The 12,878-nt window shown below is 66.3% G+C and carries 10 protein-coding genes; 5 read left to right on the top strand and 5 right to left on the bottom strand.

The window, feature by feature from the left end; translation table 11 throughout:
- Positions 1-14 precede the first annotated feature (14 nt).
- Complete coding sequence (locus B0G81_RS20450) at positions 15-986, top strand: thymidylate synthase (RefSeq protein WP_134138150.1); 972 nt, start codon at positions 15-17, stop codon at positions 984-986.
- 106 nt (positions 987-1,092) lie between these two features.
- On the opposite strand, the gene B0G81_RS20445 is transcribed toward B0G81_RS20450, so the two are convergent.
- Positions 1,093-3,747 carry a DUF6600 domain-containing protein gene (locus tag B0G81_RS20445; RefSeq protein ID WP_134138149.1) on the bottom strand — a complete coding sequence of 885 codons (2,655 nt, stop codon included), beginning with the start codon at positions 3,745-3,747 and terminating at the stop codon, positions 1,093-1,095.
- Positions 3,748-3,928: 181 nt separating this feature from the next.
- Positions 3,929-4,648, bottom strand: a complete 720-nt coding sequence (locus B0G81_RS20440; protein ID WP_134138148.1) for a helix-turn-helix transcriptional regulator — start codon at positions 4,646-4,648, stop codon at positions 3,929-3,931.
- A gap of 227 nt (positions 4,649-4,875) precedes the next feature.
- Here B0G81_RS20440 and B0G81_RS43755 point away from each other — a divergent pair, with 227 nt between their 5' ends.
- The 4 genes from B0G81_RS43755 to B0G81_RS20425 all read left to right on the top strand — a co-directional run bounded on the left by B0G81_RS43755 (position 4,876) and on the right by B0G81_RS20425 (position 8,309).
- Entirely contained in the window at positions 4,876-5,019 is a 144-nt protein-coding gene (locus B0G81_RS43755; RefSeq protein WP_166679043.1) for a hypothetical protein, read from the top strand.
- 115 nt (positions 5,020-5,134) lie between these two features.
- Positions 5,135-6,391 (top strand): MFS transporter, encoded by a 1,257-nt coding sequence (locus B0G81_RS20435; protein ID WP_134138147.1) that lies wholly within the window; start codon positions 5,135-5,137, stop codon positions 6,389-6,391.
- Positions 6,391-7,656 carry a helix-turn-helix domain-containing protein gene (locus tag B0G81_RS20430; protein WP_134138146.1) on the top strand — a complete coding sequence of 422 codons (1,266 nt, stop codon included), beginning with the start codon at positions 6,391-6,393 and terminating at the stop codon, positions 7,654-7,656. Before B0G81_RS20435 ends, B0G81_RS20430 begins: the two co-directional genes overlap by 1 nt.
- A gap of 146 nt (positions 7,657-7,802) precedes the next feature.
- Positions 7,803-8,309 carry an acyl-CoA thioesterase gene (locus B0G81_RS20425; protein ID WP_106283791.1) on the top strand — a complete coding sequence of 169 codons (507 nt, stop codon included), beginning with the start codon at positions 7,803-7,805 and terminating at the stop codon, positions 8,307-8,309.
- Between the two features lie 136 nt (positions 8,310-8,445).
- On the opposite strand, the gene fumC is transcribed toward B0G81_RS20425, so the two are convergent.
- The 3 genes from fumC to B0G81_RS20410 form a co-directional block, all read right to left on the bottom strand.
- A complete protein-coding gene (fumC, locus tag B0G81_RS20420; protein WP_116139655.1) occupies positions 8,446-9,846 on the bottom strand; it encodes a class II fumarate hydratase in 1,401 nt (466 codons plus the stop codon).
- A 15-nt stretch (positions 9,847-9,861) separates the two neighbouring features.
- The gene (locus B0G81_RS20415; protein ID WP_166679147.1) at positions 9,862-11,496 is read right to left on the bottom strand and encodes a phospholipase D family protein; all 1,635 of its coding nucleotides are present in this window, start codon (positions 11,494-11,496) and stop codon (positions 9,862-9,864) included.
- Positions 11,497-11,798: 302 nt separating this feature from the next.
- Positions 11,799-12,758: a bile acid:sodium symporter family protein gene (locus tag B0G81_RS20410; protein ID WP_134138144.1), complete on the bottom strand. Its 960-nt coding sequence runs from the start codon at positions 12,756-12,758 to the stop codon at positions 11,799-11,801.
- Positions 12,759-12,878: the final 120 nt, after the last annotated feature.

Raw genomic sequence — 12,878 nt, 5'->3', positions numbered from 1 at the left:
TCGAAGGAACCCGAATGAAACAATACCTCGACCTCGTCCGCACGATTCTCGACACCGGCACGTGGCAGGAGAATCGCACTGGCATCCGCACCATCAGCATGCCGGGCGCGATGTTGCGCTTCGACCTTCAGCAAGGTTTTCCGGCGGTCACCACGAAGAAACTGGCGTTCAAATCGGCGGTGGGCGAACTGGTCGGGTTCCTGCGCGCCTCGCGCAGCGCCGCGGATTTCCGCGATCTCGGCTGCAAGGTGTGGGACGCGAACGCGAACCAGAATCCGCAATGGCTCGCCAATCCGTATCGCCAGGGTCCGGACGACCTCGGCGACGTATATGGCGTGCAGTGGCGCCAGTGGCCGGCCTACAAGGTGCTGGACGCGACTGCGGGCGCGCAGCTGGCCGACGCGACCGCACGCGGCTTCCAGGTGGTGACCGAATTCGAGGAAGACGGCACTAACAAAATCCTGTTGTACAAGGCGATCGACCAGCTGCGCCAATGTCTGGACACGATCATGCAGAACCCTGCGGACCGGCGCATTCTGTTTCATGCGTGGAACCCCGCTGTGCTCGACCAGATCGCGTTGCCGGCTTGCCACCTGCTGTATCAGTTCCTGCCCAATGTGGTGACCAAGGAGATTTCGCTGTGCTTGTACATTCGCAGTAATGACATCGGGCTCGGCACGCCGTTCAATCTGACCGAAGGCGCGGCGTTGCTGCATCTGGTCGGACGACTGACGGGTTACACGCCGCGCTGGTTCACCTATTTCATCGGCGACGCGCACATCTACGAGAACCAGCTCGACATGTTGCAGCAGCAGCTCAAGCGCGAGCCGTACGAAAGCCCGGCCTTCGCGATCTCGGAGCGCGTGCCGGAGTATGCGAAAACCGGCGTGTACGAGCCGGAATGGCTCGAAAAGATCGAGCCGTCGGATTTCTCGCTGGTCGGCTACCGGCATCATGAGCCGCTCACGGCGCCGATGGCCGTTTGATCGTCGGGCGGATCGGAAAGCCGCCCACTCGCATAAAGAAAAACCGCCGCGATGCGAATCGCGGCGGTTTTTTTACGCTCCGTGCCGACCCGCCGGCGGAAGGCGCTCAGCCTCTGCGATGCTCGTCGTGGTTGCCGCCGCCCGAATGCTGGTCGCCGTGCTGCGGCTGTGCCTGAGGACGCGGCTGCTGCGCCTGCTGCGGATGCGGCTCCTGACGCGGTTGCTGTTGCGGCTGCGGATGAAACTCCGGCCGGGGCTGCTGTTGCACCTGCTGCTGGCGCGGCTGCTGTTGAGGCTGCGGCTGCGGATGGAACTCCGGCCGGGGTTGCTGCTGCACCTGCTGTGGACGCGGCTCCGGACGCGGTTCCTGGCGCGGCGGCTGCACCGGTTGCTGCGCGGGCTGCGGATGATATTCCTGACGCGGCTGTTGCTGCGCCTGAATTTCTGCCGGACGCGGCGCCCGCGGCTCAGGCTGACGCTGCGGTTGGGCCTGCTGCTGCGGCGGTTGCGGTTGCGGGCGAATCTCCTGCTGACGCGCCTGCTGCTGTTGCTGCTGGACCGCCGGATTCTCCCCGGGACGCGGCGCGCCGTGCTGCTGCGCGCCGGGCTGTTGCGCCGCGAACTCCGGCCGTCCTGTCTGCGGCTGCGGGCCGCCGTGCTGCTGGGCTTGCTGCGCCATCGGCGTGTGCGGCTGGGTCCAGGCGGGCTCGTGACGCTGGTTTAAACCGGGGTCCGCGCCTGGCTGCTGACCCGCCTGCTGCGGCATACCCCGCTGCTGCTGCTGTGCAAACCCCGCCGGGTTGCCGCTGTTCGCTTGCGGCGGACGCGGCACACCGTTCGACGGATGACCCGCCTCGCCAGCCTGCGGCCGCTGGCTGTCCATCTGCGGCGGCATGCCCGGCCGCGCTTGCGGTTCGCCGCCATGCGATGCTTCGCCCGGTCGCTGAGCGGCCTGTTGTTGCATGGCGCCGGCTCCACCCGGCGCGCCCGGCGGCATCCCTGGATGCGCTTGCTGCTCTGCGCCGCGCGGTGCTTCGCCCGGTCGCTGCTGCATCCCATTCGGTCCACCCGGCGCACCGGCTGCCATCCCCGGCGCACGTCCGGCGATATGCGATTGCACGACCCGCACGTTCTGCACCGGCAGCGCGCCCGGTCCGCCCGTCATGTGCGCCGGCACTGAGGTCCGCACGATAGGCTGACCGCCGCCCGGCACCCGTCCGCCGCTTTGCGCGAAACGCTGCGCGAGGCTGTCGTGGTAGGCCGCCGGCATCACGGGACTACGCGTTGCCACCACCGGCCGTGTCATCACCGCCGCCGGCGGCCGGTAATTCGCGTTGCGCTGGCCCGGCCCGAAACTCTCCCGCACCGGCGCGATGCCCGGACCGCCCGGGTTGATCTGTGCGTTGCGCCATTGCCGCGGATCGACCTTCTGGGCAAAGCGCCCGACCGGCTGTCCGTGCACGAAGGCCGTCGCCGGCACTGCGGTCACGGCGCCCGGCGTGCGGTAGTTAATGTAGGTGTTGTGAATGTTGGTCACATTCACGTTGCGGTTGTAGTTGTTGACGATCGTCGTCCGGTTGACGCGGTTGTAGTAGCCGGGACTCCAGTGATCGTGACCGCCCCAATGCGGATGCCACGGCTCGCCCGGCCCGAGCGGGAACCACGCGACGCCGGCGGCGACCGCTCCGCCGATCGCCAGATCCACCCCCCAGTTCACGCCGCCGCCACCGCCGCCCACGAAGGCAACGAGGGCTGGCGCATAGACGGGCGGCTCGCTGACCGCGACCGGTCCCGGCACCCACGCCCACGAGTCGTCGACCTGAGCCCAGCGGCCGTAGTGGTAGGGCGCGAAGCCCCACGGCGCGTCGTCGACCCAGGTCCAGCCCCACGGCGCCTGCCACACCCAGTGGCCGTCGCGATAGGGCGCCCAGCCGGCGGGCGTGCCGCGCGGCACCCAGACTTCGCCGTATTGCGGCGAGCTTTGCCACGTGCCGTTGGCGTCGAGGTCCTGGTAGCCGGGAATGTCGCGCGACACGTAGCGCGCCGACACCGAGCGGTCTTCCGCGGCGTCGCGGCTGGCCGCCCATTGGTCGAAGGCGTCGAGGCCAGGCGCGCCATTGTCGGCGAGCTGTTGCAGGTTGGTGCCGCCAAAGCGGATCTGCTGGCCGGCCGCGACCGGCACCTGGCCGCTGTCGCCGTATACCGTGACGCCGCCGCTGCGCACGGTGACGGTCGTGCTGCTGCCGTCGGGTGCGACATCGACGCGATAGTCGCCCGGGCCGTTCAGGCCGAGCGCGAGATTGGGCGTATCGATCTCGTAGGACGAGCCCGGTGCGAGTTCGCGCACGCGCGCCGTCAACGTGCCTTGCGCGACTTTGAGTTGCGCGCTGTTGTCGTCGAGGTTGAGCAGATCGAGGCTGGTGGACGGTCCGAGGCGCACCGCGGTCGAGCCGATATGCAACTCCGAGCGCGCGTTCTGATCGTTCCACAACTGGTCGCCGGTGGTGAGCGGGCGATTGACCTGCGCGTATGACCAGTCGGTGGCGCCGGCCGGTTCGGTGGTCACGGCGCCCGCCGTGTAGTTCAGACGCGCGACGCGGCCAGGCGGATCCGTGTTCTGCGCGGCGGCGGCGCTCTGCGGCGCCTGTTCGATTTCCTGAGCAAAGGTGGCCTGGCCTGCCAGCAGGAAGGTGGCGGCTGCGATCAGCGTATAGCCGATCATGCGGCGGTTCGAATAGCGGTGTGGGATGACTGTTCTCATGATTTGGCTCCGACGGACGCGGATTGTGCGGCATCCGTGCAGTCACTGTACCCGCGGCGTTTGTTTCAAGACCCCCACTTTTGTAAGGCCGCCTCACCAGCGTGTAACAAAAGGTCTCGATAAGGCGATTCGTAAGCTGGTTGCCGATTTCCTGTAACCGGGTCACGCACTCAAGGGCGTCTCACGCGGCGAGAAACGCGTCGAAATGACGATGCCCAGCCGGCGTGATGCGCAGAATTCGCGGCCGCTCGGTGCGCTCGACCCAGCCGTGCGACGTCCACGAATCGAGCAGTGCTGCGCCGAGGGCGCCGCCCAGGTGCGGACGCCGTTCGCTCCAGTCGGGGCAGGTGCAGGCAAAGCGCCGGCGCCGGGTTTTCTGGGCCGACGTGTCGATGCCCCAGTCGGCGAGGCGGGCAATGCCGTCGGCGGTCGCTTCCAGCGACGTGCCATGCAGCGTCAGCAGGCCGCATTCGACCAGCCGCTCGAACACGCGCACCGACAATTCGCCGGCCATGTGGTCGTAGCAGGTGCGCGCGTAACGCATATCGAGCGGCACGGTGCGCACGGGGCGCGGCACGGGACGCTGCGGCGCGCTGACTTGCGCGACGTTGGCGAGCGCTTCGATCGACGCGGCGATATCCGGCGACGCGATCCGGAAATAGCGATGCCGGCCGCGCACTTCGAGCGCGAGCAGGCCGCCGTCGGTCAGGCGCGCGAGATGGGCGCTGGCCGCCGACGGCGAGAGCCCCGCGATCATCGTCAGTTCGCCGGCCGGGCGAGCGCTGCCGTCCATCAGTGCCCACAGCATGGCGGCGCGGCCGGGATCGGCGAGCAGTGCGCCGATGCGGCTCAAGCCGGGGAAATGGTGCTGGTTCTGTTCGTCTGCGAGGGTGGCTGGCATCTGATGTCTCCGGAGAGCGGCGCTTTTGTCGCGCCATGTAGGCCACTGTATCGGGCTGCGCGATTCGATGTTTCAGCTTAGCGTGAAGTGTCGGATGCAGCAGCTACGAAAACCTGGCAGGCGGGTAGCGTGTCGCGGGTTGGGTGTTGGCCCCCGAGCCGCGCTCCGGCGCCACCCAAGACCGCCAGGCTAGAATCGAAGCCTGTCCTAGCAGGAAACACGCAGCCATGAAAACTCTCCTTGCCGTCGTTGCCGCGGCATTGCTGCTCGCCGCATGTGCGCAGGGCGGCGGCGCGTCGGGCTCAGGCGCGGGCACCGGCAGCATCACGATGTACGGCACCATCGACGAAGGTATCTCGGTCCGCAAATAGGCGAGCGGCCGGCCACTGACCACGTGTGGCAGAAATTGATGCACCATTGGCATTTCTGCCACCGGCATTCATGTGACGATCGGGTCATCTCCCTTCCGCCGCCTTGGACCTTTCGATGCCACCGTCCGCCGCTTCCACCGTTCCCGCCCATTCAGCCGGCCTGCGCGACACCGATCCACACGACCGGCGCGCCGCGCGCGTGCTGGCGGTGTGCCAGGCGCTGTACACGTCATCGGTATCGATCGATCTGACGCTGACCGGTCTGGTCGGCTACGCACTCGCCGACGATAAAGCGCTCGCCACACTGCCGTTCTCGCTGATCACCGTCGCCGCCGCGCTGACGACCATCTTCGCGTCATTCCTGATGGCGCGCGTCGGCCGGCGTGCCGGCTTCGTGCTCGGCGCGGGCGTCGGCGCGCTCGGCGGCGCGGTGTCCGTATGGGCGATCTTTCATCAGAGTTTCTGGGCTTTCTGCGCCGGTACAGCGACAGTTGGCGTGTTCCAGGCGTTCGCGCAGTACTACCGTCTCGCCGCCGCCGACGCGGTCGGCATCGACGACAAAAGCCGCGCGATTTCGACCGTGCTGGCGGGCGGCGTGGTGGCCGCCGTCTGCGGACCATTGCTTGCCGCGTGGAGCAAGGACTGGCTGGCGCCGGTCGCATTCGCGGGTTCGTATGCGCTGGTCACGGGCTTCGGGCTTTTATCGATTGCGTTGCTGACACTGCTGTATCGCGACAAGGCGCCCATCGCGAGCACCGTCGGCGCCCGCGAGGCGGCGCGGCCGCTCGGCGAGATCGTGCGGCAGCCGATCTTCGCGGCGGCGCTCGCCAACAACGCGCTCGGCTACGCCGTGATGATGTTCGTGATGACCGCGACGCCGATCGCTGCGGTCGCCTGCGGCCACACGATCGGCGACGGCGCGCAGATCATCCAGTGGCACCTGGTCGGCATGTTCGCGCCGTCGCTCTTTTCCGCGCGGCTGATCAAACACTTCGGCGTGCTGCGGGTGATCGGCGCGGGCATTGCGCTGTCTGCGCTGTGCGGCGTCCTCGCCTTGCGTTCGACTGACCTGCCGCATTTCTACGCGGCGCTGGCCTGTCTCGGCGTGGGCTGGAATTTCATGTTCGTCGGCGGCTCGACGCTGCTCGCGCAATCGTACCGGCCGTCGGAGCGGGCCAAGACGCAGGCCACCAGCGAGTTCACGACGTTCGCGTTTTCCGCGTTGGGCTCGCTGTTTGCAGGTCAGTTGCTGGCCCGTTTCGGCTGGGCGACGATCAATGCCGCGATATTTCCGCTGCTCGCGGCGGCGGCGCTGGCCACGCTCGGGTACGCGTGGTCGCGCAAGCGGCAGTTAATGGCGGAGGTGTCCTGATGGCGGCGCGTCATATCGTTTTCTCGGTCGCACCGGATCTGGTGCTGCTCGACGCCTGCGGACCGCTGGAGGCGTTCTGGCGTGCGGAGTTGACGGTCGCCGGAACGGCTCGCGCTGGCGTGGCCCAAGCTGTGGGCAGCGATGAGGGAGTCGCCTGCGACGCGGGCCGAACGGGCATATCGATCAGTTCGGCCAATTCGGCTGGTCCAGCTAACTCGGCAAGTTCGGCTAGTTCGGACGACGCGGCCAATCCGTACAGCGCGGCTAGTGCAGCCGGTTCAGCCACTTCGGCCAGTTCACCCAGCCCCAGCCGCCGCGTGCCGCAACCCGTGGCCTACCGCACGACAGTGGCCTCGATCGACGGCGGCATCTTGCAGACTTTCCCGGGCTTGCCGATCGTCACCGAACGGCTCGACTCACTCGACGATCAACCGATCGACACCCTGATCGTTCCCGGCGTCCCCATCGACGAGCACTGCACGCTGCAGCCGGAACTCGTCGCGTGGATCCGGCGCCATGCGCCGCGTGCGCGGCGCGTGTGCTCGGTGTGCACCGGCGCGTTCTATCTGGCGGCGGCGGCCCTGCTCGACGGCCGTCGCGCGACCACGCATTGGCGCGACGCGCCGCGCCTTGCGCAGCGGTTTCCCAACGTCCACGTGGATGCCGATCCGATCTTTATCCGCGACGCCGGGCGCGGCGAAGGCGACGGCGTCGTGTGGACCTCGGCGGGCGTGACGGCGGGCATCGATCTGGCGCTGGCGCTGATCGAGGAGGACGTCGGCCACGCGGTCGCGATGCAGGCTGCGCGGCGGCTGGTGGTCTTCATGAAGCGGCCGGGCGGCCAGTCGCAGTACAGCGCGGCGCTGGCGGCGCAGGCCTCGGCGAATGGGCCGTTCGAGGCGCTGCATAGCTGGATGACGGCGCATTTGCGCGACGACCTGTCGGTCGAGCGGCTCGCTGAACGAACCCGGATGAGCCCGCGCACCTTCGCGCGGCGCTACGTCGACGAGGTTGGCCGCACGCCGGCTAAAACCGTCTCGGCGCTGCGACTGGAGGCGGCTTCGCGCGCGCTCGCCGAATCGCGCCGGCCGCTCAAGCGGATCGCGCTCGACTGCGGATTCGGCAGCGAACAGAACTTGCGACGGGCTTTTCTGCGGCGTTTCGGCGTGCTGCCGCTCGATTATCGCGAGCGCTTCATGTCGGCGGCCGCGCCGCAAAACGCGGCCGTTTCCGAAGCCGCCTCCGAGATTGCCGAGGCGGGTTGAACGCGCAACCACAGCGAAAGCTCCCCGAAAGCAAAACTCGCGCTCCCGCCGGACTTTTCCCGCGCGCCGCATGCGCAGCTACGACGGGTCAATATTGCGCTCGTATAATCGCCTCCTTTCAATGCATCCGATTGACCGGAGTCAAGATGAGCAACCCTTCCGTAGCGCCGCTGGACCGTTCCGAAACCACTTTCCGCTTTCTGGCCGAGCCGAGCTCGGTCAACTTCGGCGGCAAGGTGCACGGCGGCGCGTTGATGAAGTGGATCGACGAAACCGCGTACGCGTGCTCGGCGGTGTGGTCCGGTCGCTATTGCGTGACGGTCAGCGTGGGCAATATCCGCTTTCGCCGGCCGATTCTCGTCGGTAACCTGGTCGAGTTGCGCGCCCGGGTGGTGGCCACGGGCCGCACCAGCATGCACATTCATGTTTCGGTCCACGCGGGCGACCCGAAAGGCGGCGAACTGCTGCAAACCACGGATTGCCTGATCGTGATGGTCGCCGTCAACGAGAACGGTCAGCCGGTGCCCGTGCCGGCCTTCGTACCGGAGACGGACGAACAGAAGCGCCTCGCCAGGTACGCGATGGACGTGAAGGAAGCGCTCGACGCGATCGTCGAACTAAAGCCGGAAGAGGTGGCGCAGGGGAAGGTTTAAGCGACGCCCCAAGGCGCCGCTCGCGGACCGCGCGAAGCTGAAATCCGCGCGGACTGCTGTCGTTTTGAATCATGCTGCTCGGCGAAGCACGCGGCCCGCCAGGCCAGCCGCCGCGCGCGTGATCACAGGCATTCGCTTAACTCGCCGAATTGCCGACCATATCCTTCGGCTGCACCCATTCATCGAACTGCTGCTCGGTGACGAAACCGAGCGCCAACGCCGCGGCCTTCAGCGTGGTGCCTTCCTTGTGCGCCTTCTTGGCGATCTTCGCGGCCTTATCGTAGCCGATGTGCGGATTGAGCGCCGTCACCAGCATCAGCGATTCGTTGAGCAAGGTCTCGATGCGTTCGCGATTCGGTTCGATGCCGACCGCGCAGTTGTCGTTGAAACTGCGCGCGCCATCGGCGAGCAGACGCACCGATTGCAGCACGTTGTGCGCGATCATCGGCCGGAACACGTTCAACTCGAAATTGCCGCTCGCGCCGCCGATATTCACCGCGACGTCGTTGCCGAATACCTGCGCGCACAGCATCGTCAGCGCTTCTGACTGGGTTGGATTGACCTTGCCCGGCATGATCGAGCTACCCGGCTCGTTCTCCGGAATCGACAGTTCGCCGAGACCGCAGCGCGGGCCGCTTGCCAGCCAGCGGACGTCGTTGGCGATCTTGTTCAAACTCGCCGCCACAGTCTTCAGCCCGCCGTGCGCGAACACCAGCGCATCGGCCGCGGCCATCACTTCGAATTTGTTCGGCGCCGACACGAACGGCAAACCGGTCAGCTTGCCGATCGCGGCCGCCACCTTGTCGGCGAACTGCGGATGCGCGTTCAAACCGGTGCCGACCGCGGTGCCGCCCTGCGCCAGTTCGTACAGATGCGGCAGCGCCGATTCCACGTGACGGCTGCCATGGTCGAGTTGCGCGACGTAGCCGGAAAACTCCTGACCGAGCGTGAGCGGCGTGGCGTCCTGCAAGTGCGTGCGGCCGATCTTGACGATGCCGGCGAACGCCTTCGCCTTGCCGTCGAGCGTGTCGCGCAGCGTCTTCAGCGCCGGCAGCAAATGCTTGACGATCGCGTACGCCGCGGCCACGTGCATGGCGGTCGGAAACACGTCGTTCGACGATTGCCCGCGATTCACATCGTCGTTCGGATGCACTTTACGCGCTTCGCCGCGCTCGCCGCCGAGCAGCTCGCTGGCGCGATTCGCGATCACCTCGTTGAGGTTCATGTTGGTCTGCGTGCCGGAGCCGGTCTGCCACACGGCGAGCGGAAATTCATCCGGATGCTTGCCCTCGATGATCTCGTCGGCGGCCTGCATGATCGCCTTCGCCTTGCTTTCGTCGAGCACGCCGAGGCCTAGGTTGACTTCGGCGGCGGCGCGCTTGATCACGGCCAGCGCGGTGATCAGTTCGGGCGATTGCTTCTCGGTCGAAATGCGGAAATTCTGCAGCGAGCGCTGGGTCTGCGCGCCCCATAGACGCGCGTTCGGCACGGCGATTTCGCCGAATGTGTCGCGCTCCATTCGTACGTCTTCAGTCATGTTCCACTCCGCTGATCAAAGTTCTGCGTTGACGGGCAATAAGGAGAATAGACCTGTTAGCGCATTCCGGTACAAGCCGGCCTGCGGATCAAAAATGTAGGTGCGGCGCGCGCCGTTTTCGACGTCGGTCCACACGAGCGGCGAGAGCGGCGCGCCGATCGAGCGCAGGTAGGCGAGTTGCGCGTCGTCCGCGAGCGTGACGCGATAGCTTTCCTCGGGCCCGGTGGCGCGCTCGAAAATTCCCGCGACCTGTTCGGCGAGCGGCGGACTGTGGATCACCAGCGCAAGTTCGGTGTTCAGATTGGCCGAACGCGGGTCGAGATTCATCGAGCCGATCACCAGAATCTTGCGATCGATCACATAGGTTTTCGCGTGCAGACTGGCGCGCGAACGCGAGCCGGCAACGCCCGCGGTTGGCGTGTCCTGCTGCGGCTTGAATTCGTATAACTCGATGCCCTGTTTCAGCAGCGGCACGCGAAACGGGCTATAGCCCGCCTGCACGGCGACCGCGTCGGTGGCGGCGAGCGAATTGGTCAGCACGGCGATGCGAACGCCGCGATGCGTCAGTTCGCCGGCCGCCTTGACGCCCGAATCGTGCGGCACGAAGTAGGGCGAAATGATCAGGAAGTCCTTCTGCGCGTCGCGCATCAATTCGCCGAGCCGCTCCATGGGCGGACTCACATAATCCGGCGACGGATGCACGATCTTCTCCGGCAAGTCCGCTTTGAACTCGGCCGGCGCCCAGGTCAAGCCGAGCTGGTCGTTGGCGATCTGCGCGGCGAGCGGCGTCGCGTTCAGCGGCTTGGCGTTGTACGGATCGGCGTTGGTGCGCCAGTGCTGACGCAAGTCGTCGCGCGTCTGGTCCAATTCCTTCGCGTCGAACTTCTGCTTGTTCAGCACGCGCAACGGATAGGCAATGCTGCTGTTCCAGTAGTCGTCGAAACTCGCGGAGATGTCGGCGGTGATCGGGCCGGCGGCCAGCACGTCGAGATCGCGGAACTGCAGCGTTTCGCTCGCGCTGAAATATTCGTCGCCGAGATTGCGGCCGCCCACGATCGCGATCTGGTTGTCCGCGATCATCGCCTTGTTATGCATGCGGCGCGTGAAATGGCCGATCTGCGTGAACACGTTGGTCGTGCGTTCGAATACGCCTTGTTGCGCGCTGCCAAACGGATTGAACACGCGAATCTCGATGTTGTCGTGCGAGTTCAGGCCCGCCATCACCCGGTCGATGTCCTTGAAGTTCAGATCGTCGACCAGCATGCGCACCCGCACGCCGTGGTCGGCCGCATAAAGCGCGGCGCCGAGCAGCAGCTTGCCGGTGGTGTCCTCGTTGGCGATGTAGTACTGCATGTCGAGGGTTTTGGTCGCGGCGCGTGCGAGCGCGATGCGCATCTGCAAGGCGTCGGTGCCGCTTGCGAGCACACGGAAACCGGATTGATCCGGATGCGCGGCTTCGAGCGGCGCGAGCGCCGTGTGCAGCGGCGTCGTTTCGGTGGCGGGGAGTGCGTGCGTGACCTGACGGTCGAATGCGGTGGCGGGCGGTCGGCTCGCGCAGGCAGTCAAAAATGCCGTTGCGCAGCACAGAAGGAAGAAATGTCTCGTTGTCCCCAAGGCAGATTTTCTTTGAGGCATGCCGGACTCGCCCATGCGTTGCAGTGCGGCCCGGCTTTGATCTTGATGCGACGGCACGCTTTTCCCCTAGTTTGCAGACTTGTCATGGCGGCAGCGGGCGCACGGCTCACGCTGCCGAGAAATCCATTCTAAGGGGAATCAGGCTGATGAGCTTTTGATCTTGCAGATGATCGCGGCGCGCGCTTTCGTCTTGAAGCACGCGCGTTGCGGGCTTTGCGGTTACGCCGTGGAGACAGCCGCAGTAACCGTTATTGAACGCCGATCGTGCAGGCCGCGCGCATCGGGCCGTGACAGGTGCAACGCGCGCGGCTCGCCTGTTATCCGCGTTCGGCGTTCAACACTTCTCCGCCGTCCACATGCGTCGAACCTTTTGCGGGACGTCCTGCCCAGTACCCCGCGAGCAGCGAGCCCGACAGGTTGTGCCACACTGAAAACAGCGCGCCGGGCAAGGCCGCGATCGGCGTGAAATAGAGCTTGCCGAGCGTCGCGGCGAGGCCCGAGTTCTGCATGCCCACTTCGATTGCGAGCGTGCGGCACACGGCTTCGTCAAAACCAAGCAGACGGCCGCCCCAGTAGCCGCCGAGCAAACCGATCCCGTTATGCAGCACCACGCCCAGCATCACCACGAGGCCGACCGACGCGATGCTCTTTTGCGTGCCGCCCACCACCGCGCCGATGATCAGCACGATCGCGACCATCGAGATCAGCGGCAGGATCGGTTCGATCTTGCGCACGAACTTGCCGAGCAGGTGATTGACTATCAGGCCGACCACGATCGGCAACGCGACGATTTGCAGAATGCTCATCAGCATGCCGTGCACGTCGACGGCGATCGACGCGTCCACATACAGACGCGTAAGCAGCGGCGTCGCGAAGACACCGACGAGCGTCGACAGCGCGCTGATCGTGACTGACAACGCGACGTCGCCGCGCGCCAGATAGATCATCACGTTCGACGCCGTTCCGCTTGCCACGCTGCCCACCAGCACCATGCCGGCGGTGAGATCGGGCGGCATGCGCAGCGCCTTGGCGATCACCCAGGCCGCAAGCGGCATGACGAGATAGTGCAGCACGATGCCGGCGATCACCGGTGCGGGGCGCGTGAAGACGCGCTGGAAATCGGCCACGGAGAGCGTGACGCCCATCGCCAGCATGATGATCGTCAGCAGCGTGGTGACGTGTGGCGCGACGCCGGCGAACGAGGCGGGCGAGAAGTACGCGGCAATCGAAACGAGCACGGCCCAGAGCGGGAAAAGACGGGTGACGCGGGCGAGCATGACGGGTGGTCCTTGATTATGTTTTATCGCGAGAAGCAGGGTGGGTCGAGCGGCGCGCCACCGGCGGTGGCGCGCTTGCGGGAGTCTGCCGCGTGAATGCGGCAAGCCTTGTCGGCGGAT

Source organism: Paraburkholderia sp. BL6665CI2N2 (genome assembly GCF_004366535.1).
Lineage (GTDB): Bacteria > Pseudomonadota > Gammaproteobacteria > Burkholderiales > Burkholderiaceae > Paraburkholderia.
The sequence above is the reverse complement of the archived record's forward strand: the minus strand, read 5'-3'. Positions and strand labels throughout refer to the sequence as shown.

Coding starts and splice junctions, on each gene's coding strand:
- B0G81_RS20450 (WP_134138150.1), top strand. CDS start 15: ATGAAACAATACCTCGACCTCGTCCGCACGATTCTCGACACCGGCACG.
- B0G81_RS20430 (WP_134138146.1), top strand. CDS start 6,391: ATGGCGGCGCGTCATATCGTTTTCTCGGTCGCACCGGATCTGGTGCTG.
- B0G81_RS20445 (WP_134138149.1), bottom strand. CDS start 3,747: ATGAGAACAGTCATCCCACACCGCTATTCGAACCGCCGCATGATCGGC.
- B0G81_RS20415 (WP_166679147.1), bottom strand. CDS start 11,496: ATGGGCGAGTCCGGCATGCCTCAAAGAAAATCTGCCTTGGGGACAACG.
- B0G81_RS20440 (WP_134138148.1), bottom strand. CDS start 4,648: ATGCCAGCCACCCTCGCAGACGAACAGAACCAGCACCATTTCCCCGGC.
- B0G81_RS20425 (WP_106283791.1), top strand. CDS start 7,803: ATGAGCAACCCTTCCGTAGCGCCGCTGGACCGTTCCGAAACCACTTTC.
- B0G81_RS43755 (WP_166679043.1), top strand. CDS start 4,876: ATGAAAACTCTCCTTGCCGTCGTTGCCGCGGCATTGCTGCTCGCCGCA.
- fumC (WP_116139655.1), bottom strand. CDS start 9,846: ATGACTGAAGACGTACGAATGGAGCGCGACACATTCGGCGAAATCGCC.
- B0G81_RS20435 (WP_134138147.1), top strand. CDS start 5,135: ATGCCACCGTCCGCCGCTTCCACCGTTCCCGCCCATTCAGCCGGCCTG.
- B0G81_RS20410 (WP_134138144.1), bottom strand. CDS start 12,758: ATGCTCGCCCGCGTCACCCGTCTTTTCCCGCTCTGGGCCGTGCTCGTT.